At 69.3% G+C, this 20,676-nt stretch carries 19 protein-coding genes and 1 pseudogene; 6 read left to right on the top strand and 14 right to left on the bottom strand.

Annotated features, from left to right (window positions below; all coding sequences use genetic code 11):
* Positions 1–162: 162 nt before the first annotated feature.
* The 7 genes from AB0H49_RS32360 to ftsH all read right to left on the bottom strand — a co-directional run bounded on the left by AB0H49_RS32360 (position 163) and on the right by ftsH (position 6,761).
* On the bottom strand, positions 163–1,188 hold the full coding sequence (locus AB0H49_RS32360; RefSeq protein ID WP_357256594.1) for a DUF6779 domain-containing protein: 1,026 nt from the start codon (positions 1,186–1,188) through the stop codon (positions 163–165).
* A gap of 70 nt (positions 1,189–1,258) precedes the next feature.
* The gene (locus tag AB0H49_RS32355) at positions 1,259–1,714 is read right to left on the bottom strand and encodes a DUF3180 domain-containing protein (RefSeq protein WP_355000568.1); all 456 of its coding nucleotides are present in this window, start codon (positions 1,712–1,714) and stop codon (positions 1,259–1,261) included.
* Between the two features lie 17 nt (positions 1,715–1,731).
* The gene (folK, locus tag AB0H49_RS32350; RefSeq protein ID WP_357256592.1) at positions 1,732–2,280 is read right to left on the bottom strand and encodes a 2-amino-4-hydroxy-6-hydroxymethyldihydropteridine diphosphokinase; all 549 of its coding nucleotides are present in this window, start codon (positions 2,278–2,280) and stop codon (positions 1,732–1,734) included.
* Entirely contained in the window at positions 2,277–2,714 is a 438-nt protein-coding gene (gene folB, locus AB0H49_RS32345; protein ID WP_355000471.1) for a dihydroneopterin aldolase, read from the bottom strand. The genes folK and folB overlap by 4 nt, the downstream gene beginning before the upstream one ends.
* Complete coding sequence (gene folP / locus AB0H49_RS32340) at positions 2,711–3,538, bottom strand: dihydropteroate synthase (RefSeq protein WP_357256608.1); 828 nt, start codon at positions 3,536–3,538, stop codon at positions 2,711–2,713. Before folP ends, folB begins: the two co-directional genes overlap by 4 nt.
* 56 nt (positions 3,539–3,594) lie before the next feature.
* Positions 3,595–4,209, bottom strand: a complete 615-nt coding sequence (folE, locus tag AB0H49_RS32335) for a GTP cyclohydrolase I FolE (RefSeq protein ID WP_355000570.1) — start codon at positions 4,207–4,209, stop codon at positions 3,595–3,597.
* Between the two features lie 143 nt (positions 4,210–4,352).
* The gene (gene ftsH / locus AB0H49_RS32330) at positions 4,353–6,761 is read right to left on the bottom strand and encodes an ATP-dependent zinc metalloprotease FtsH (protein WP_357256590.1); all 2,409 of its coding nucleotides are present in this window, start codon (positions 6,759–6,761) and stop codon (positions 4,353–4,355) included.
* A gap of 555 nt (positions 6,762–7,316) precedes the next feature.
* On the opposite strand from ftsH, the gene AB0H49_RS32325 reads away from it, so the two are divergent.
* A complete protein-coding gene (locus tag AB0H49_RS32325) occupies positions 7,317–8,234 on the top strand; it encodes a hypothetical protein (RefSeq protein WP_357256588.1) in 918 nt (305 codons plus the stop codon).
* A gap of 37 nt (positions 8,235–8,271) precedes the next feature.
* Here the strand turns inward: AB0H49_RS32325 and AB0H49_RS32320 are convergent, their stop codons facing one another.
* The gene (locus tag AB0H49_RS32320) at positions 8,272–9,108 is read right to left on the bottom strand and encodes a DUF1266 domain-containing protein (protein WP_357256587.1); all 837 of its coding nucleotides are present in this window, start codon (positions 9,106–9,108) and stop codon (positions 8,272–8,274) included.
* A gap of 132 nt (positions 9,109–9,240) precedes the next feature.
* Between AB0H49_RS32320 and AB0H49_RS32315 the strand changes: the two genes are divergently transcribed.
* On the top strand, positions 9,241–9,489 hold the full coding sequence (locus AB0H49_RS32315) for a DUF2277 domain-containing protein (RefSeq protein ID WP_355000475.1): 249 nt from the start codon (positions 9,241–9,243) through the stop codon (positions 9,487–9,489).
* 6 nt (positions 9,490–9,495) lie between these two features.
* On the opposite strand, the gene AB0H49_RS32310 is transcribed toward AB0H49_RS32315, so the two are convergent.
* Positions 9,496–10,794: a helix-turn-helix domain-containing protein gene (locus AB0H49_RS32310; RefSeq protein WP_355000476.1), complete on the bottom strand. Its 1,299-nt coding sequence runs from the start codon at positions 10,792–10,794 to the stop codon at positions 9,496–9,498.
* Positions 10,795–10,939: 145 nt separating this feature from the next.
* Between AB0H49_RS32310 and AB0H49_RS32305 the strand changes: the two genes are divergently transcribed.
* Both AB0H49_RS32305 and AB0H49_RS32300 read left to right on the top strand, forming a co-directional pair.
* Positions 10,940–12,547 carry an aldehyde dehydrogenase family protein gene (locus tag AB0H49_RS32305; protein ID WP_357256584.1) on the top strand — a complete coding sequence of 536 codons (1,608 nt, stop codon included), beginning with the start codon at positions 10,940–10,942 and terminating at the stop codon, positions 12,545–12,547.
* On the top strand, positions 12,544–13,377 hold the full coding sequence (locus AB0H49_RS32300) for an SDR family oxidoreductase (protein WP_357256582.1): 834 nt from the start codon (positions 12,544–12,546) through the stop codon (positions 13,375–13,377). Before AB0H49_RS32305 ends, AB0H49_RS32300 begins: the two co-directional genes overlap by 4 nt.
* Before the next feature lies 1 nt (position 13,378).
* Here AB0H49_RS32300 and AB0H49_RS32295 read toward each other — a convergent pair whose 3' ends face one another.
* The 4 genes and pseudogenes from AB0H49_RS32295 to AB0H49_RS32280 all read right to left on the bottom strand — a co-directional run bounded on the left by AB0H49_RS32295 (position 13,379) and on the right by AB0H49_RS32280 (position 16,844).
* On the bottom strand, positions 13,379–14,422 hold the full coding sequence (locus AB0H49_RS32295; protein ID WP_357256606.1) for an FAD-dependent oxidoreductase: 1,044 nt from the start codon (positions 14,420–14,422) through the stop codon (positions 13,379–13,381).
* A 153-nt stretch (positions 14,423–14,575) separates the two neighbouring features.
* Positions 14,576–14,755: pseudogene (locus tag AB0H49_RS32290) on the bottom strand (ferredoxin family protein); the annotation flags it as partial.
* Between the two features lie 13 nt (positions 14,756–14,768).
* Positions 14,769–15,650 (bottom strand): diiron oxygenase, encoded by an 882-nt coding sequence (locus tag AB0H49_RS32285; RefSeq protein ID WP_357256580.1) that lies wholly within the window; start codon positions 15,648–15,650, stop codon positions 14,769–14,771.
* Positions 15,651–15,659: 9 nt separating this feature from the next.
* Positions 15,660–16,844: a lipase family protein gene (locus AB0H49_RS32280; protein ID WP_357256578.1), complete on the bottom strand. Its 1,185-nt coding sequence runs from the start codon at positions 16,842–16,844 to the stop codon at positions 15,660–15,662.
* A gap of 210 nt (positions 16,845–17,054) precedes the next feature.
* On the opposite strand from AB0H49_RS32280, the gene AB0H49_RS32275 reads away from it, so the two are divergent.
* Positions 17,055–17,723: a hypothetical protein gene (locus AB0H49_RS32275; RefSeq protein ID WP_357256576.1), complete on the top strand. Its 669-nt coding sequence runs from the start codon at positions 17,055–17,057 to the stop codon at positions 17,721–17,723.
* A 531-nt stretch (positions 17,724–18,254) separates the two neighbouring features.
* Positions 18,255–19,145, top strand: coding sequence for a LysR substrate-binding domain-containing protein (locus tag AB0H49_RS32270; RefSeq protein WP_355000480.1), 891 nt, complete (start codon positions 18,255–18,257; stop codon positions 19,143–19,145).
* 19 nt (positions 19,146–19,164) lie between these two features.
* Here AB0H49_RS32270 and AB0H49_RS32265 read toward each other — a convergent pair whose 3' ends face one another.
* Positions 19,165–20,484: an amidase family protein gene (locus AB0H49_RS32265; protein WP_357256574.1), complete on the bottom strand. Its 1,320-nt coding sequence runs from the start codon at positions 20,482–20,484 to the stop codon at positions 19,165–19,167.
* Between the last annotated feature and the right edge of the window lie 192 nt (positions 20,485–20,676).

The raw sequence follows: 20,676 nt of genomic DNA, 5'->3' as shown, positions 1-20,676 counted from the left end.
CGCGGGCGGGGGCGCCGCGCCCTTTTATCCCGTGCCCGCGCGCCCGGCCCGCGCGCGGGGGCAGATCCCGCCCCCCGCTCCCCCCCCCCCCACGGCCGCGAACGGCTCGTAAGACTCGCCTGGAGGTGGTGGCTAGCGTCTGAGACGTGCGTTTGGGCCGGGCTAGCCGCGGCCGTTCTGTTCGGATTGCAGGTTGGCCATGATCTCGGCGACCGATAGTCGGCGGGAGGCATTGCCGGAGTCGGTGTCCGGATCGACGCGGCGGCGACGGCGGGAGCTGGCGGTGCCGACGGTCGGTGTCGCGTGCGGGGTGGGTAGAGGCGGGATCATCGGGCGCGGGGCGGCGTCCTCGTCCAACGGCGGAAGGCGGAGCGGGACGGACGGCTCGGCTTGCGGTTCTTCACGTTCGGCCGGGTCGGTGAAGGCGTCCGACCAGCCCGCGGGGGCGCTCGGCGGGTCGGTGGGATAGTCGCCGTCGGCGTACCCGGAGTTCGCGTACTCGGCGTCCGCGTAGTCGTCGTCCTCGGGGAAGTCGTCGGGCGAGACGATCGCGGTCTCCGCGGTGACGGGCTCGTCGAACGGGCTCGCGAAGACCGGGGGCTCCGGATGATCGGGAACGAAGACTGGGGTGACCGCGCTGCGCGGTTGCTGTCCAAGCGGACCGACCCACCCGTCGGCATTCGCGGAGCTATCGTTCGCCGGATCGCCGTACGCGCTCGGCAACTCCTGGATTCGGGTGGCGTCGGCGCGCAGCGCGGGCCGATCCATCGGCAGATCGCCGTCGAAGAGGCGCTGCAGACTCTGCCGCAACACCGTCAGCTCGGCGCGCAACGCGGCCAGTTCCGTGGCGTCGGCGCCGACTTCCTCGCGCACCCTCGACTCGACGCCGAGCTCGTATTCGCGGCGCGCGGTGATCTCCCGCTCGAGCTGAAGTTCGTAGACCGTCTGCAGGTCACGCACCTTCGCCTTGTCCACATCGGCGTCTTTGCGGTACTTGGTCGCGGCGAGCGCGCCGATCGCGGCGGCCCACAGTGCGGCGATCAGACCGATCCTGGTGAACTGCAAGCTGTTGCTGAAGACCAGGAAAACACTGGCAATCAGACCGAGCAGAATCAAAGCGCCGACGAACAATTTTCCCGCCTGATCCCGCCGTGGACGGGAAGTGCTGCTACGGGAGGGTGAAACCATGCACGCCAGGGTAGCGGGGTTGGCGCGGTACGCCCAGAAAACGGTCCGCTGCTTCCATTCAGAAGATTTGCTATGTAGTAGCTGATTCGTCCGGCGGCTCCTCGGGAGCCCGGCAGCAATACTCGAGCCACAGCGCGGCGGCGACCAGCGCCACCCCCGCGAACATGCCGACGACCGCGCCCGGCGAATCGGCGGCGGCCGCCCGCAGGGTGCCGCGCTGTGGGAAGACCCAGCACAGGAAGCCGAGCCAGACGCCGGCGGCGATCGAGCCCACCTGCAGCGAGGCCTTCGCCAAAGCGACCGCGCGGGCGGCGGTGATCGGATGCAGCTGATTGCTTCCGTCGCCGATCTGGTGGTCGCTGACCCTGGCCCGGATGAGGAAGGCGAGCACCACCTCGATGGCGGCCACCGGATACAGCGAGGCGCCCGCGTAGATCGAGATCGGGGGGAAATTCGCGTAGGCGATCCTGGTGGCGATCCACGCGACGACCGCCGCGATCAGCACGTTGGCCCCGAGGTCGAGCATCCGGGTCGGTTTGAGCTTCACGATGTGGCTCCCCCTGCGGTCCGGTGCAGCGACAGCTCGGTCCGGTGCACACCGGCCCGCTCGTCGGCGTCGAGCGCGGCGAGCCATTCCCGGATCGGCCGGTCGTCCCCCGCGACCGACAGTCGCGCCTCGGGTTCCACGTCCAGCCACGGGATCAGCACGAAGGCCCGGTTGTGCGCCTGCGGGTGCGGCAGCGTCAGCTCCGGATCGGCGCTGACGCACGGGACGAGCCCCGACGGACCGGGTTCGGCGCACCACACCACGTCCACATCGAGTGTTCGTGCGCCCCAGCGCACTTCGCGGACCCGGTGCGCGGCCCGCTCGAATTCCTGGCCCGTGCGCAACCAGCCGCGGCAATCCAGCTCCGGATCGTCCACCAGCACAACAGCATTGAGGAAATCATCCTGATCGACACCGCCCCACGGCGCGGTCGAGTACACCGCCGACACCGCGACGACCCGCTGTTCGAGCCCGTCCACGACGCTGCGCAGGTGCGCCAGACGATCCCCGAGGTTCGAGCCGATCGACAGGACGGCGCGACTCATTCGGCGCCCTCGCGCACGCGTGCGGTCACCACGCGGACATCGGCGAAGGTGTGCGGAATCGGCGCGGACGGCTTGTGCACCACCACTTCCACAGCGCGGATGCGCGGATCGGTCATCACGTCGTCGGCGATCTCGGAGACCACCGTCTCGATCAGATTGCGCGGCGGGCCCTGCACGATCCGCACCGCGCGTTCGGCCAGCGCGCCGTAGTCCACCGTCGCGGCCAAGTCGTCGGAGGCCGCGGCCGTCGCGAAATCCACCCAGACAGTGAGATCGACGACGAACTCCTGGCCGTCGCGGCGCTCGTGTTCGAAGACCCCGTGGTTCCCGAAGGCGCGCAGCCCGCGTAGTTCGATCCGGTCGGGACCGGACGGCAGGCCGCGGTGCTCCCCCGGTCGGCCCTCGTGGGTCACCGGCGCCGTGGACGGATTCATTCCTGCGCTCCTCGCGAATTCGGCCGGGCGGCGCGCTGCCAGGCGTCGGTGACGGCGATCGCGTCCAAGGAGGCGCGCACGTCGTGCACGCGAACACCCCAGGCGCCGTGCAATGCGGCCAACGCGGAGACCGTGGCGGTGGCGACCTCCCTGCCGTCCGGCGGCCGCGGACCGTCGGTGTCGGCGAGCAGGGCGCCGAGGAAGCGTTTGCGCGAGGCCCCGATCAGCACCGGAAGGCCGTCGGCGACGAAGTCGGGCAGCGCGCCGAGCAGCGCCCAGTTGTGGTCGGCGTTCTTGGCGAAGCCGAGGCCGGGGTCCAGGATCAGCCGGGACGGGTCGACGCCCGCGGCGACGGCGGTCTCGACTTGCGCGTTCAGTTCGGCGCGCACCTCGGTGACGACGTCGTCGTAGTGATCGGCCGGACCGGTGTGCCGGTAGTCGGCGCCCGCCCGCCAGTGCATGAGAATCCACGGAACTTGCGCTGCGGCAACGACTTTCACCATATCGGGATCGGCACGCCCGCCGGATACGTCGTTGATCACCGACACGCCGGCGCCGAGCGCGGCCTCGGCGACGCTCGCTCGCATGGTGTCCACGCTGGTCGGCACGCCGGCCGCGACCAGCCCGCGGATGACCGGCGCGACCCTGGCCGCCTCGGTCTCCGGATCGACGCGATCCGCGCCGGGCCTGGTCGACTCGCCGCCGACGTCGATGATGTCGGCGCCGGCCCGGTACAGCTGGACGCCGTGCTCGATGGCCAGCCCGGGATCGAGGTAGCAGCCGCCGTCGGAGAACGAATCGCTGGTGACGTTCACGACGCCCATCACCACGCAGCGACGACCGTCGCGTGCGATGACGTGACCGGACACCGCGTCCTCCCTCACCCGCGCAGGATCAGATCGAGTGCCTCGGCGCGCGAGGCGGCGTTGGTCTGCAACAGTCCGCGCACGGCCGAGGTGGTGGTGCTCGCGCCCGGCTTGCGGATGCCGCGCATCGCCATGCACAGGTGCTCGGCCTCCACCACGACGATCGCGCCGCGCGGTTCCAGTTTGCGCATGATCGCGTCGGCGATCTGGCTGGTCAGTCGCTCCTGCACCTGCGGGCGCTTGGCGTAGAGGTCGACCAGTCTGGCTAGCTTGGACAACCCGGTGACCCGGCCGTGCTCGCCGGGGATGTACCCGACGTGGGCGACGCCGTGGAAGGACACCAGGTGATGCTCGCAGGTGGAGTACATCGGGATGTCGCGCACCAGCACGAGTTCCTGGTGCCCCTCGTCGAACGTGGTGTTCAGCACCGCGTCCGGCTCCTGGTAGAGCCCGGCGAAGGTCTCCCGGTAGGCCCGGGCCACGCGGGCGGGCGTCTCGATCAGGCCGGGGCGGTCCGGGTCCTCGCCGATCGCTATCAGCAATTCCCGGACCGCGGCTTCGGCCCGATCCTGGTCGAACGGCCGACCCGTCTCCAGCGCGCGCAGTTCAGGCCGAGTCGACGCAGGCACGGAACCGTTGCGCTCGACCTCGTCGCGACCATTGAGCGCCGAGCCGACGGCATGATGATTGGCCGACAATCGAGGACACCTCCAAAATCTCGGGCGCCGGCAATCACTCGGCACCCCGATGGTCGAGCGTAATCGGCGCCCGCTCAGCGCCGTCCGTTCGGTCCATCCCACTCGTGGTTCTCGCCCTCGCCGCGCTGGCTCGGGCGACCCGGCTCCTCGTAGCCGCCGTTGTCGTAGCCGCCGTGCTCCTGGCCGGAACCGCCCTGCTGCGGGCTGCTCCACGGCTGGTAGCCGTGCCGGGACTCGCCCTGGCCGCTCCAACCGCCGCCGTAGCCGGACTGTCCGGCGGGCTGCTGCGGTTCCTCCCGCGGCGGCCAGCCCGGCGCCGACCAACCGGCCGGGGCGCCGTAGTCCGGGCGCGAGCCGTGCGTGCCGCCCTGGCGCGGGTACGCCTGGGTCGGCGCGTGCGGACTCGGGTAGCCGCCGGTCGCGGGCTGGCTGGGGTAGCCGTACTGCGGCTCGGCCTGGCGGTCACCCTGTTGCGGATAACCGTTGGCGGGCACGGCCTCTCGCGTGGCGGCGGCCAGCGAGGGCTGCACCGGCTCCGGCGGCCAGGCCTCGCCGCGCTCGGCGGCCAGCTCGCCCGGCGTCTTCACCGGTGGCTTGTCCGAGGGGACGCGCTCGCCGAAGTCGTTGAACGCGGTGATCCTCGGGCGCTTCTCCACCGCGGCCAGGAGCTCCTCGAGATCCTTGCGGTGCAGGGTCTCGCGCTCCAGCAGCGCGGTGGCCAGCACGTCGAGCACGTCGCGGTACTCGTTCAGAATCGCCCACGCCTCGGTGTGCGCGGCCTCGATGAGGTTGCGCACCTCCTCGTCGATCTCGCGGGCGACCTCGTGCGAGTAGTCCGAGCCCATGCCCATGGACCGGCCGAGGAACGGGTCGCCCTGCTCCTGGCCGTAGCGGACCGCGCCGAGGCGCGCGCTCATGCCGTACTCGGTGACCATCGCGCGAGCGATCTTGGTGGCCTGGTCGATATCGGAGGACGCGCCGGTGGTCGGCTCGTGGAAAACCAGCTCCTCGGCCGCGCGGCCGCCCATCGCCATGACCAAGCGGGCGATCATCTCCGAGCGGGTCATCAGGCCCTTGTCGTCCTCGGGCACCGTCATGGCGTGGCCGCCGGTGCGACCGCGGGCCAGGATGGTGACCTTGTAGACCGGCTCGATGTCGGGCATCGCCCAGGCCGCCAGGGTGTGGCCGCCCTCGTGGTAGGCGGTGATCTTCTTCTCGTGCTCGCTGATGATGCGGCTCTTGCGGCGCGGGCCGCCGATCACGCGATCGACCGACTCTTCCAGCGCCTCACCCGTGATGACCGCGCCGTTCTCGCGCGCGGTGAGCAGCGCGGCCTCGTTGATGACGTTCGCCAGATCCGCGCCGGACATGCCGACGGTGCGCTTGGCGAGACCGTCCAGATCGGCCTCGGTGGAGATCGGCTTGCCCTGTGAGTGCACCCGCAGGATCGCGCGGCGGCCGGCCAGGTCGGGGTTGCCGACCGGGATCTGCCGGTCGAAGCGGCCGGGGCGCAGCAGCGCGGGGTCGAGGATGTCGGGGCGGTTGGTCGCGGCGATCAGGATGATGCCGGTGCGGTCGCCGAAGCCGTCCATCTCGACGAGCAGCTGGTTCAGCGTCTGCTCGCGCTCGTCGTGACCGCCGCCGAGGCCCGCGCCGCGCTGGCGGCCGACCGCGTCGATCTCGTCGACGAAGATGATGCAGGGGCTGTTCTGCTTGGCCTGCTCGAACAGGTCGCGCACGCGGGAGGCGCCGACGCCGACGAACATCTCGACGAAGTCCGAGCCGGAAATGGTGAAGAAGGGCACACCCGCCTCGCCAGCGACTGCGCGCGCGAGCAGCGTCTTACCGGTGCCGGGCGGACCGTAGAGCAGAACGCCCTTGGGGATCTTCGCGCCCAGCGTCTGGTAGCGCACCGGGTTCTGCAGGAAGTCCTTGATCTCGTAGAGCTCTTCGACGGCCTCGTCGGCGCCCGCGACGTCCGCGAACGTGGTCTTGGGCATGTCCTTGGACAGCTGCTTGGCCTTCGATTTGCCGAAGCCCATCATGCCGCCGCGGCCACCGCCCTGCATACGGGCCATCACGAAGATGAACAGGCCGAGCAGGATCACCATCGGCAGCACGAACAGCAGGATCTGGGTGAACCAGCTCTCCTGCTTCACCACCGTGTTGTACGGAGCGCCCGACTTCTGCACGGCGGCGAAGATCTGCGCCGAGGTCTCACTGCCGCCCGGGTACTTCGCGAGGATCTTGTTCTGGCCGTCGGTCGCGTCGTTACCGTTGTTCAGCTCGATCCGCAGCTGCTGCTCGCGGTCGTCGATCTGGACGTTCTTGACGTTGCCCTTGTCGTCCAGCTGGCTCAACGCCACCGAGGTGTCGACGCTCTTCCAGCCGCGCGTGTCATTGCCGAAATAGCTGAACGCATAGATCACGAGCAAGATGCCCGAGACTATGGCCAGGGTGCGGAACACTGTCTTGCGGTTCATAGAGCGTAGGCCGGGCGGCCAGTCCTTTCCGGTGTCTCCGGTTCTGCCTAGCGAAACGTCGGGCGCGTCGTGTTGCATTCCGCCCGGTCCTACCCGATTCCGGGAGGGTTCGGATGCGGACAAGCCACGTTACCGCGTACGGTCTACTCGATACATTGCGCAGTTCGGCAGTTGGTGCAGTTCGACAAGTAAACGGTCGGAGGACCACGGTGGTTCCCGATTCCTCGCTCCGGTTTCCCTCGAGTGGTCACAATCATGGCATGTTCGGCCTATCGTGAGCGACGACACAACATCCGGCGCGAACGAGAGGCCGCGGAGGCGAGCCCTCGCGAGCACCGGACACTGGGCAAGACAACGCGAGCCGACAGGCAACGAGGCAGTGGCTCGCGTCACCACGACACGAACGCGGCGCGCGAGCTCACGGCACCGAGGTGACGGCTCGCGGAACCGAGAAGGATCACGGGAAAGCCGCACTTCGGACCCGTGGGTAACCCGCACATCGGACAGAGCGCAGGGGGTATGGACATAGTCGAGCTACGGACACCCACAGCGATTGTGCGCCACGGTCGCGGACGGCTGATCGTCTTGCGTCCGGGCAGCGAGGGCGAGCGCGTTCTCGACGTGCCGGTCACCGATCTGCTCAAGGTCCGGCTCAGCCGGCGAGCGGACGACGCCGTCGTCATCGAGATCTACTTGCGTTATCCCACCCCGGTGCTGACCGGCGTGCCCGCCGACCGCACCCCGCTTCCGGTGCTGATCGCCGAGCACGACGTGCCCGCGGCGAGCGAGATCGTGGAGCGGATCAACGACCAGATCATGGCGGCCCAGCGCATCGACGTCGCGGCGCCCGATCTGAACCCGCCCGCGCCGACCTGGACGAAGACCGGCCCGACGCGCGCGGACGTGGAGCGAGCGGTGCGCAGGATGGCGCCGCGCCGCGAGGCCAGGTCGGCGATAGGCGCTCTGCATCGTTACGTGACGGCCGACGAATACGTCCTGGAGACCGCGGTCACCGTGGCGCACCCGCCCGCGGGCACCGGGGCCGGACTGCTCGCCGTCACCACCGGTCGCCTGCTGTTCGTCTCGATCGGCCCCGGCGAGCGGTACGCGCACGAGCTGCCGATCCCCGCGGTGCTGTGGGCCAGGTCCACCGAGGGCGCGCCGACCGCGCCCGGCGAGATCGGCGCGCGCGGCGAGACCAGCGTGGAAGTGCACGACGGCAACATCACCCTGCGTTTCACCGGCACCGATCGCGCCGACATCGAGCGGGTCGCGTGCGCGGTGAACTTCGCGGTCCGCCGCGATTCCGCGGACGGCGGGGCCGGACCCGCGGATCCCGGTGTGGCACAGCTGTATTCGGAGTGGGAGCTGCTCGTCGAGCGACATTCGCTCGGCATGGTCGACGACGGCCAGTTCCAGCGCTACGGGCGCGGGATTCTGCGCTCGCTGCCGGATTCCGTCGCGACTCCCTAGCCTCGCGCGGCGGCGGGAGGCCGAGGAGTCGGATCGGTCAGCCCTGATCCGGGGCCTTCTCGTTCAGCGCGATGCGGCGCCACGGGCTGGTGGGACGGGTCCAGAGGCGGAGCAGTTCCATGCGCCGGTCGACGCCGCCGTTCTTGAGTTCGGCGAGGTCTTCGCAGGCCTGCCAGTAGGTCCAGCCGGCGAGGTAGGCGTCGCCGAACTGACGCCAGTTCCGGTACTTGCGCTGGGCCAGCGGCAGCGCGCGCATGAGATAACCCCAGGCCACGTCGGCTTCCAGATAACCGGCAGTGAAGGCCATCCTGGCGACCGCGACGACGCGGGCCAGGTCCCAGGCGTGGATGTCGGTCGGCAACGGGCGGGCCAGGTGGTCGGTGAAGCCGATCTTGATGGCCTGCGACCAGATGTCGTAGTCGCGGACCAGCGCCTCCGGGTTGTCCATGCCGCGGAACGCGCCGACCTGGCGCAGGAACGCGCGGTGCCGGTCGGCGCGCTCGCCGAAGCGGTCGCGCTCGCTGGCGTTGATCGAGGCCATGACGAGCGGGTGCACCATCGCGTAGAGGGGGGCGTGCATGCCGTCCAGCAACTGCTCCATCGAGGCCTGCGCCTCGGTGCCGTCGGTGATGCCCCACGCTCCGGTCAGGGTGTCGATGGCCAGCTCCCTGCGGTCGCCGAGCGGATGTTCCCGCTCGGGCCCGAGCAGCAGGGCGTCGTGGAAAGCGTCCCAGCGGGCCGAGTAGAAGCCGCCGAGCGCGAGAGCGCGCAGCTCGTCGTCGGATATCGCGGCCCCGGACCAGTGGTCCTCTTCCCGCTTGTCGAGCTCTTCGTAGGGGAAGGTCGTCAACGTTGGTATACCGCGGGCAGGCATGCCTCCGATTGTTCCCCATGGAGCGACCCGCGGCCGTGCTTATCGCCGACGCGCCCACGAGTAGACGGGCGATTTTCAGTTCCCTTGTTTCTTGGCCTGCCGCATCGGCGGGTGGAGGGCTAATGTGCACGCATGTGTAAGAGCATCACCGTCCTGCGTGGCCTGGAGCCTGCCGCTACCGAGCAGGAAATCTATGCTGCCGCACTGCAGTACGTGCGCAAGGTCGGTGGGGTGTCCGGCCTCAGCAGCACGACCAAAGCGGCCGTCGACAAGGCCGTGGCGACCATCGCGGCGGCGACGACGACCCTGCTCGACGAGCTGCCGGACACCACGATCGCGCCGTCCACCGAACCCGCGGTGCGGCGCGCCGAGGTGGACTGAGCGGATTCAGACCCCGTAGGCCTCGACGCAGGCCAGGGCCACCTCCAGCGGCAGACTGCGCTGCTCGATCGGATGGCCGAGCAGTTCCTCGATCCGCTGGATCCGGTAGCGGACGGTGTTCTTGTGCACGCCGAGCAGCTTCGCCGTGGCCTCCGGGCTGCGGTGGCTTGCCAGGTAGGCGTGCAGAGTCCGGCGTAATCGGACGGCGTTGGCGTCGGCGCCGGCCAGCTCGCGCAGTTCGCGGCGGATCAGGCCGCGCATGGCCGTCTCGTCGGTTCCGGCGAGATAGGCGATCTCGACATCGCGATAGGCGGTGACGCGCGAACCGCCGCCGGGGGCGAGCTCGGCGACGTGCCGCGCCGCGACCGCCTCGCGGTGGCTCGCGCGAAAGCCGCCCGCCCGCGCCGCGGGCACCCCGAAAGCGACCCGCACCGGCGCGTCGACGTGCGCGGCGAGCAATCGCTCGAGCCTGCCGGGCACGGCGAGGTCGGCGGCCTGCGCCGCGTCCTCGAGGCCGAGCCACGCCCACATCCCGCTCGCTCCGGACGGCACGGTGAGCAGCCTGGCGCCGCCGAGTTCGGCGGCCACCCGCGCGGCCGCGCGGTCGAGCAGCCCGGTCGACTCGCCGTCGCCGCCGGGTTCGGACGCGTCGGTCCACAGCACGAAGGCGAGGTGCTGCTGCGCGAGCCGGTAGCCGAGCCGGATCGAGGCCTGGTCGCCGTCCATCTCCTCGCCGGACAGCAGCGCGTGCACCGTCTCGGTGCGGCGGTTCAGCGCGGCGCGCAGCACTCGCTCGCGCTCTTCCATATAGGTGTCGGTGAGCAGTTCCACCGACATGCTGACCCATTTCGTCGACCGATCGAACAGCCGGAGCATGACGGCGCGCTCGATCTCCTGCGGCACGTCGCGCTGCTCGACGGCGTCGGTCATGTAGTCGAGCACCGCCTCCATGCCCACGTGGTAGGTGCGCAGCAGCAGGCGCAGGTCGAAGCCGCGGCGCGCGATGGTGCGCGCGAAGGCGTGCGCCTCCTCGGGTAGCGCCAGTTCGAAGGTGTCGCTGGTCAATCCGCTCAGCATGGTCCTGGCGTGGGCGCGGGTGCTGGCGGCGAGGTCGCGGCTCATGTCGCGATCGGCCAATTCGGGCACGCGCGCGACGATCGCGTTGTCGAGCCGCTCCACCACCTGCTCCAGCGTCTCGGTGCGCATCGTCTCGAAGACGTAGTCGGCCAGCCAGTCGCGCACCACCGCGCTGTTCGGTCCGATGCGCACCGCCGATTCGGCCGCGCCGCTTTGTACTTTCGACACAATCAGACCCGATCCAGTTGACAAAATAAGCCAAGAAACTCACCGGTCATTGTGTCACGATCATAGTTCAGTGAGCTGATTCACAGCGCCGACGCGACTCGGCAGCGAGCACCGCGACGCGCACGAGGGCAGTGGGAGAACAGCAGTGACCAACACCGAGTCCGCGCCGAGCGCGGCGAAGAAGGCGTCCGCGCGCAAACCAGCCGCCAAGAAGGACGCGCCGACCGTCATCGAGGTGCGCAATCCCGGCACCGGCCAGATCGTCGGCACGGTGCCGGCGCAGAGCGCCGACGAGGTCGCGGCCACGGTGCGCGAATTGCGGCTCTACCAGCCGGAGTGGGAGGCCATCGGCCCCGACGGCCGTAAGGAATGGCTGCTGAAACTGCAGGACTGGCTGATCGACAACACCGAGCACCTCGCCGACGTGCTCCAGTCGGAGACCTCCAAGCCGCGCGCCGACGCCCTCATCGATCCGTCCTTCGGCGCCGACCTGATCGGCTACTACGCCCGCCGCGCGGCCAAGTTCCTCGCCGACGACCACCCCTCGCCGCACAGCCCGCTGGCCCGGGTCAAGAAGCTGACCACCGCGTACCGCCCGTACCCGGTGGTCGGCGTGATCACCCCGTGGAACTTCCCGCTGGCCATGCCGGTGATGGACGTGATCCCGGCGCTGGCCGCGGGCGCCGCGGTGGTTCTCAAGCCGTCCGAGGTGACCCCGTTGTCCGCGCTCGAATTGGCAAGGGGCTGGCGGGAAATCGGCGCGCCGCCGGTGTTCGCCGTCGTCACCGGCGCGGGTGAGACCGGCGCGGCGGTGGTCGGCAATGCCGATTACATCCAGTTCACCGGGTCCACCGCCACCGGCCGCAAGATCGCGGCGGCGTGCGTGGAGCGGATGATCCCGTACAGCCTCGAGCTCGGCGGCAAGGATCCGGCCATCGTGCTCGCCGACGCCGACATCGATCGCGCGGCGCACGGCATCGCGTTCGGCGGCATGTTCAACGCGGGTCAGGTCTGCATCTCGGTGGAGCGGGTGTACGTCGAGGCGCCGGTCTACGACGAGTTCGTCGCCAAGCTCACGGCCAATGTCAAGGCGCTGCGCCAGGGCATCGACGGCCGCGAGCTGAAGCACGACGTGGGCGCGCTGGCCAACGAGAACCAGGTGAACATCGTGCAGCGCCACGTCGAGGAGGCGGTCGCGGCGGGCGCCAAGGTGCTCACCGGCGGCAAGCGCACCGGCCAGGGCACGTTCTTCGAGCCGACGGTGCTCGTCGACGTGGACCACAGCATGTCGTGCGTCGCCGAGGAGACCTTCGGCCCGACGCTGCCCGTGATGAAGGTGGCCGACGAGGCCGAGGCGATCCGGCTGGCCAACGACTCCGTATACGGTCTCTCGGCCTCGGTGTGGACCGGCGACAAGGACCGCGGCGAGCGCATCGCCCGCCAGTTGAACGCGGGCGCGGTCAACATCAACGACGTCTTCGCCAACCTGTTCAGCTACGCGCTGCCGATGGGCGGCTGGGGCCTTTCCGGTGTCGGCGCGCGCTGGGGCGGCGCCAACGGCGTGCGCAAGTACTGCCGCCAGCAGGCGATCACCAAGCCGATGGTGCCGACCCTGCAGAAGGAACTGTTCTGGTACCCGTACCAGAACTCCAAACTGCTCACCGCGCTCGGCGCCATGCGCGCCGCGGGTGCGCGCGGCCTGCGCCGTATCGACATCCCCGCACTGCTGAAACTCAAGGGAGACAACAAGTGACCGACCCGGCGAAGATCCGAGGCAAAGTCGTCGTCATCACCGGCGGCGCCCGCGGCATCGGCCTGGCCACCGCCACCGCGTTGCAGGCGCTCGGCGCCAAGATCGCGATCGGCGACGTCGACGAGACCACCGTCAAGGAGTCCGGATCGGCCCGCGACTTCGAGCTGTACGGCAAGCTCGACGTCACCGACGCGACCTCGTTCGAGTCCTTCCTCGACGAGGTCGAGCGCACCGTCGGCCCGATCGACGTGCTGATCAACAACGCGGGCATCATGCCGACCGGCAGGCTGGTCGACGAGCCGGATCAGATCACCCGCCGGATCCTGGACATCAACGTCTACGGGGTGATCCTCGGCTCCAAGCTGGCACTGGCCAGGATGCTGCCGCGCCGCAGCGGGCACGTCATCAACATCGCCTCGCTCGCCGGTGAGACGCACATCCCCGGCCTGGCCACCTACAACGCGAGCAAGCACGCGGTGCTCGGCTTCACCGACACCCTGCGCGAGGAGTACCGCGACTCCGGCGTGCGCTTCTCCTCGGTGCTGCCGACGCTGACCAACACCGAGCTCGGCTCCGGCGTGACGGCGCCGAAGCTGCTGCGTCCCGCCGAGCCGGAGGAGATCGCCGACGCGATCGTCGGGCTGATCGAGACGCCGCGCTCGAAGGTCAGGGTCACCGCGGTGGCCGGGCTCGTCTCCCAGGTCGTCGGCCTGCTTCCGCAGGCGATCGGCGACGGCATCGCGCGGGCGCTGGGCGCGAGCCACGCGTTCCTCGACGACGTCGACGCGGAGAAGCGCAAGGCCTACGAGGAGCGCGCCAGAAGCGTGTAGATCACGGGGCCTGCGCAGCTTCCGCGCCGAGCAAGTCGGCGACGAGCCGGTCGACGGTCTCGGCGGCACATCGCCGGTTGTCCCCGACACCGCCGCGGGCACCACGTTTCGCCCAGCCGACTACGTACAAGCCCTCGATCGGCACATCGGTATCGGGTGCGACGACTCTGCCGTGCCGGTTGGCGACCACGCCGCCATCACCGAGCCGGATACCGGCGGGCGGGGCGACGGTGAAGCCGGTGGCGCACACGACCGAGTCGGCGGTGAAGGTTCGCCCCGCCGCGGTCGCCACCCGAATGCGGTCACCGTCGGCGCGAACGGAGGTGACCTGGTGACCGAACGACAGGACGATCGACCGTGCCCGTCGCCCCTCCGCCGACGTGGCGGGACGGTGCGCCAGGTCGGCCAGCAGGCGTTGGACCGGGTCGGAGGCGTCGCCGAGTTCCGAGGCGGGCGCGACGGTCACGGTGGCGTCCAGCTCGGCCAGTTCGTAGAGCGCGGACAACGTGAACGACGGGCGTCCGACCGGGGACCGCGTGACGACCGTTACCTGGGTGACCGGCCCGCCGGAACGAGTGGGAACGAGCCCCCTCGCGATGGCCGCCACGACGTCCAACGCGACGTTGCCGCCACCCACGACAACCGTCGCCGGACCGCGGAGCGGCAACACCGGTGTGCCTGGCCGGGCGCTGTTGACTGCCGACAGCAGCGACAGCGCCTGGTGTACGTCCGGGATTCGCCCGGCTCCGATCTCCCGCGGCCGCGACGCCCCGACGGCCAGGACCACGGCGTCGAACTGGCGTCGAAGCGTGGGAATCGAGATGTCGACACCCACACGGACGTTCAACCGTACGGTCACCCTGTCGTCGCCGAACGGGATGTCGAAGAGCCGGACCATGTCTCGGATCCCGTTGTGCTGCCGCGACACCGCGGTACGCAACAACCCGCCGATCTCCGCACGTTGCTCGAAGACGGTGATCCGTATTGTGCTGGATCGTTGCAGCAGCTCACGCACGGTGTACATGGCGGCGGCACCGGCACCCACGACGGCGATCCGCAACGGCGTCGCGGTTCGCGGGAAAGCCTGCGGGAGTCCGAGCCCTGCGAAGTGCCCCGCGGGGCCGATCGCCGCGAAGGACTCGGCTGCCAGACGGGCGTAGTCGCGTTCCGAATCACTCAGCGCGCCTTCGCTTTTGATCGCTCCCGCCGGACATGCCGGGACGCACGCCGAACAGTCGATGCAGCTGTTCGGGTCGATATAGAGGTGTTCGACCGATTCGAACTGCGGGTCCCCCGGTACGGGACGGATGCAGTCGCGAGGGCACACCTCGACGCAGGACGCGTCCTTGCAACAGTGTCCCAGAATGACGTGGCTCATCCGTGCCCGCCGGTCACAGGAGGTGGGATTTGCGATAGATCCATCGCGCGGGTCCGTTCAGCAACTTCTCTCGGTCGAGGAACGCGACCAGTGGCGACGCCGCGCGGCGGAACATCATCCGGTGGTGTTCGTTCCGGCTGATCTCGGCGCGCACGGTCGACCAGTCCAGGCCGACACTGCGGTAGATCCGCTTGTTGATCATGCCTTTGGCGATGACGTGGGCGCCGATCGCGATGACGATCGTGCCGACAAAGCGTCTCGGCCGCGACACCCGCACCAGATGGTCGCGAATCTTCTGACGCGCGAACGACATATGCCGTGACTCTTCGACGACGTGCACGTACGACGTCCGGCGCACCGTATCGGCGACTCTGTCGTCGCGCATCCAATCGCGCTGCATGACGTCGAAGACCTCCTCACCCGCCAGCACGATCGCGTAGGCGATCTCGTCCCACGCGAAGGTGCGAAACAGCCACCCGGCGAGGACCATCGAACGGTCCAGGCGATAGTGGCCGGTCCCCAGCCGCTCGATGGCCTCGGCGAACATCAGCGAGTGCAGGTTCTCGTCGGCGCATTCGTTGAACAGGAATTTCACATCGGCTCTTGTCGGGTCCACGTTGTGGACGCGCCGCAGCAGCACGATCTGCAACGCGACCTCCAGCCAGATCGCGACGCCGAGAAAGTGCGAGGCCTCGCACCTGGTCAGATGTTTTCTGGCCGATTCGGTCAGGTCCGTCCAGGACGGCGTACCGAAGAGCGGAGACCACTCCGGACTCATCCCGTAGCGATCCTGATCGGCGGCATCGACTTCGGCCTCCCGCAGATCGAACGACAGACGTCGCGCCGAGTCGAGAAGGCGGTCGTAGAACGCGGCGGGATGGTCAGGGCCGGTCATATTCATCGATCAGCTTCCGCAGTTCCCATGCGTCGGCTCACCGGCGAGCCGGTGGCCGAGCCAATCCAGCGCCGGGTTGCCACCGAGACTCGGTGTGGCGAGGTGTTCGGCGAGCGGAATCGCGTGCCATTCGACCGGATTTCCCAGTCCACACCAGTCCGAGCGCAGTTGTGCCCCGAACTTGTAGCCCACGATGTCGTCGTTCATCCCGTGGAACAGGTAGATCGGAAAGCCCGGCGCGCGGGTGCCCAACCGGTCTTCGGCCAACCGCTGCTGCCACTCGGGGGTGTCGAGGGGATCGCCGGTCACCAGCTCCCGGAAGGTCTTTCCGTGGTTCGCCAGGAGGTTGTCGACGACGCAGCCGGTGCGGATCTTGTGCGCGAAAGCGCGCCCCGCGTCCGTCAGGTAGGAGTCGAAGCGAAGCTCGGGATAGGCCGCGTCGTGTCCGATGGCAATCATGAAATACGCGGCGAGGTTGGCCGGTTCGCCGCGGTGGTCCAGGGCGTCGGTCAGGGTGTCGGCGGGGACACCGCCTGCGGCCAGACCCTTGATCCGCAGCTCGGGCGCGTACTCGTTGGCCAGTTCGGCTGCCCAGGAGGCGGCGTGCCCGCCCTGGGAGTAGCCGACGATCCCTACCGGGGAGTCCGCGCTCACCCCGCGCGTGTTGGCTTCGGGCAATCGCTGGGCGGCGCGAGCCGCGTCCAGGACGGCGGTGCCTTCGGAAGGGCCGACCAGATATGGATGATCGCCAGGTGTTCCGAGCCCCTGATAGTCGGTGACGACCACCGCCCAACCCTTCTCCAGCAACCCGGTGATCTCGCGCGGACCTCCGGTGGCCGACGGCGCGCACTGATCGCCCATCCCGACGGTGCCCACGGCATAGGTCACCAGCGGGCGGGTGCCCGCTCGGCCGTCCCTGGGCACGAGGATCCTGCCGGAGACCAGATTCGGCTGCCCGAGCGCATCGGTCGAGCGGTATCGAATCTTCCACGCGTCGACCGGGGCCGGAATGCCGGGCAAAAGGTCGTATGTGGACGCCTCGACATGGACGACATCCCCGGGTTCGCCGACGTGCGGGTCGTCGGCGTGCGCGACGCCGACGCCCAGTGGCGCGGCCACCAACGCAACGGCGCACGCGGTCGGTGCCACTCGTCGTCGCAGCGACCGCTGCGCCCTGGAGAGGATGGACTTCATTGTTCTCCTCGAATCATGTTGCTTATCAGAGAATTCGCGGCACGTGGGGCCTGCGGATCGCTCGACCCCTGTCCGCGGGGTGCGAGCGCTCCCTTCATGAAACACTTGCTTGATATGTTTCACAACACTTGATATACCTGGGAGGCCCTGCTAAGCGGCCCCGCTGCCACACCGCACAGCTGTCGGCTGCGACAAATCGAAGGAAAAACCATGGACGTCAAGAAACGCGTGCTGACCGCCGCTCTCACCGTGGCCACCATCAGCGCCGTCAGCGGGACCGGCTCCGCCGATCCGGTGGTGTCCGAGAACGCGGAGGTCCACTACACCGCATCGCTGGAAGGCGCTGCCGCGTTAGTCACCGTCGACCCCACGGCCACACTCGTCCTGGACGGTGACTCGCTTCAGATTCGCGCAGGCTCGGACCAAGTCCTTGCCGCGGTGCCGCTGCAGCTGCACGTGGGCGACATCGCGTTTCCGATCGACGCCGAGATCATCGGCGACACAGCCCGATTGACTCCGAATCTCGACCCGACGCGCGCCCGGTACCGCCCCATCGCCGAGCCTGCGGGCGGAAACATCTCCTCCGAGCGCGAGCGGGACGCCCTCGAACGCGCCATCTCCACCATTGCCAAAGGACTCGGCATCGGCGCGGGCATCGGCGCCGTCGGAGCGGGCGTGCTCGGCTGTCTGCTCGGCGGCCTCGCCGGCGCCGTCGCCACCGCGCCGGTGGCCATGATGCTCGGCGCGGGACCCGCGATCGGGTGCCTGATCGGCGCCGCGACAGCCGTGCCCGGCGGAGCCGTGTCGGGCGTTCTCCGCCTGGCGGGACCCGTGATGATCCCGACCTTCCTCGGATACCTCATCACCATCAATACCTAGGCCCGTGGCCGCGAAGCTATCGGCCACCTTCGGGCACGAGATACAAGTGAACGCCACGTTCCGGTAGCCCCGGGCGGGTCCAGAGGCGCTGTGATCGCGGTTTGCCGTCGATCACAGTGCCTCCGCCGTATGTGCCGGATGTCGCACCGCGCGGACGCCTGGTGGCAACCGCCGTCACTCCGGCTATACCAACAACCGAGCAATTTGTGATCAATATCACTCTTTTCGGCCGTAACAGGGTCTGGCCGCTCAGCGAGGGGTTTCTGTCCGGTCACTGAGTTCGCGGAGCACACCGCGAGCCCGGTCCGCAGATCACGAGTCTGTAACATAAGCGCTGGTCAAACGACCAAAGAATGTGCGACGCAGCCTAGCCGCGGCGCGTGCCGGAAATTCGCCGAGCCGGTGGTGCAGACGACCATGTCAGGCAATATGCTGTCCCTAACAAACCTGCCGACTGTTTCGGTGCCCGTATCCAAACTTTTCGGCCTGATAAGGCTGGAAATTGAGGACTGATTCTGATAGCAAGGGGCTATGGACCCGCATTTGCGCGACCTGCGGTATTTCGTCGCCGTCGCTGAGGAACTGCATTTCACCAACGCCGCTCAGCGGCTGCACATCGCTCAACCCACCCTGTCGCGTCAGATCCGCCAGCTGGAACGCCAGCTCGACGTGGTCCTGTTCGACCGCAACCAGCGCAGCGTCGCGCTGACCGTCGCGGGCAAGGAGTTGCTCGAAGGCGCCCGCAAGATCCTGGAGCTCTGGGAGGTCACCAACGTCTCCCTGCAGGAGGCGGGCGAGGTGCTGCGCGTCGGCATCCAGTCCGCGCTCGGCCGCGGACTGCTCAACGATCTGGAGAGCGCGAGCGGCCACCGCTTGGCTCTGCACGCCGCCTCCTGGACCGACCCGTCCAGCGGTCTCGCGGGCAGGCAGGCCGATCTGGCGCTGGTGTGGCTGCCGCTGCCGGACCCGAACCGGTACCGCTGGGAGGTTTTGCGCACCGAGCCGCGCTGGGTGCTGCTACCCGAGAACCACCCGCTGGCCGATCAGGACAGCATCGATTTCGCCGATCTGCTCGACGAGCCGTTCATCGCGCTGCCCTCGGAAGCGGGCGCGGTGCGCGACTTCTGGCTCGGCAACGACGCGCGCAACGGCCGTCAGCCCAAGATCGGCGCGGAAGCGGCGACGCCCGAGGACAAGCTGGAGGCCGTGAGTCTCGGCCTCGGTGTCTGCCTGCTCGCCGAGAACAATGTGCCGATGTACCGCTGGCCCGGTCTCACCGCGCGGCCACTGACCGGACTCGCGCCGTGCGAGCTCGCCGTCGCGTGGCGGGCCGACGACACCCGACCGACAATCCTGGAGTTCGCGGCCCGCGCCGTCGAGGGTGGCTTCTCCTCCACCCAGCAGCAGCCGCTGGCCAGCTGAGCGGTTTCCCGGCGCACCGTCAGCGCACGGTGCGCCGCCAGGGGTGCAGCTGTTCGAGTTGCGCGGAAAGCCGCAGCAGGGTGGTTTCGCTGCCGGGCAGGCCTGCCAGCTGAGCGGCGACCGGAGTGCCGGAGTGGGGGTGCGTGCCCATCGGCACGGAGGCGGCGGGCCAGCCGACCAGGTTCCAGATCGGCGTGAACGGGGAGAACCGGAAGCCGGTCAGCACATTGGCGAACCAGCCCCTGCCGTGCCAGGCGCGCGCCCGCGGCGGCGGAGTGGCCAACGTGGGCGTGATCACCACGTCGTAGCTTTCGAAGAATTCGAGCAACCGGGCTTCGATCCGGTCGACCTGTGCGGCGCGGACCAGCTCGAGCCGCTGGACGAAGCGGCCCAGCGCCAGATGACGGCGGGTACGCGGTTGCAGACGTTCGGGACGAGCGAGGGTGGCGGCCTCGGGCAGCGCCACCGTCAGCCAACGGAGCAGGAGTGCGAGGACGGCGTTGCCGTAGGGCAGCGCGGTCGTCTCCACCTGGTGACCGGCCGCGGCGGCGACGGCCGCCGCCTTGTTCGCGGCTTCGGCCCAGTGCGGGTCGACGCGGACGAACCGGGAAGGCGGGGCGATGGCCACCGCGATGCGTAGTCGGCCCGGCGGTTCCAGCTCGGCTAGGTCGGGGCGGGCGGCCATGACCGATAGCGCGAGCGCGGCGTCGCCGACGGTCGTCGCCAGCACGCCGTTCTCCACCATGCCGCCCCAGGAGTCCAGGCCGACCTCCGAGGGCACGGTGTGCCTGCCGGGTTTGATGCCGTAGACGCCGCAGGCGGCCGCCGGAATGCGCACCGAGCCGAGTCCGTCGTTGCCGTGCGCCACGGGGACCAACCCGGCCGCGACCGCCGCGGCGGCGCCGCCGGAGGAGCCGCCCGCGCTGCGCTTGACGTTCCACGGATTCCTGGTGATGCGGTGCTGATCGTCGGTCATCGCCCAGAGTCCCAGCTCCGGCACGGTGGTGAGCCCGACGACGACCGCGCCCGCGTCGCGCAGCCTGCGCACCACCGGGTGGTCGGCCGTGGCCTGGCCGGTGTCGGTCGCCGCCGAACCGCACAGCACGGTCTCGCCGGTCACCGGGATGTTGTGCTTGATCGCCACCGGCACACCCGCCATCGGCAGCACGTCCAGATCCGACCGCTGTTCCAGCGCGATGGCCTCGGCGACCGCGCGCTCGACGCGCACCACGCTGAACGCGTTGGTCGTCGCGTCCTCGGCGGCGATGAGTGCGAGGGTCGCGTCGACGACCTCGGTCGGTGTCAGCGAGCCCTCGCGGACGCCTGCGGCGATGGTCACCGCGGGACCCCGCGGCGACTCCCTTTGCCCCTCGGCGTACGGCCCCCCTCGCTCGCTATCGCCCACGGGTGCCTCCCGGGCGGACAATGGTTCGGTGCTCGTGGTTTCGGTGATCGCGGCCAAGCCTTCGGCCACCGCCGTAGCCTTGTTGTGCATGTGCTGATTCGCCCCCGTCGCATCGTTGTCGAAATC

This window comes from Nocardia sp. NPDC050713, assembly GCF_040654315.1.
Lineage (GTDB): Bacteria > Actinomycetota > Actinomycetes > Mycobacteriales > Mycobacteriaceae > Nocardia.
The sequence above is the reverse complement of the archived record's forward strand: the minus strand, read 5'-3'. Positions and strand labels throughout refer to the sequence as shown.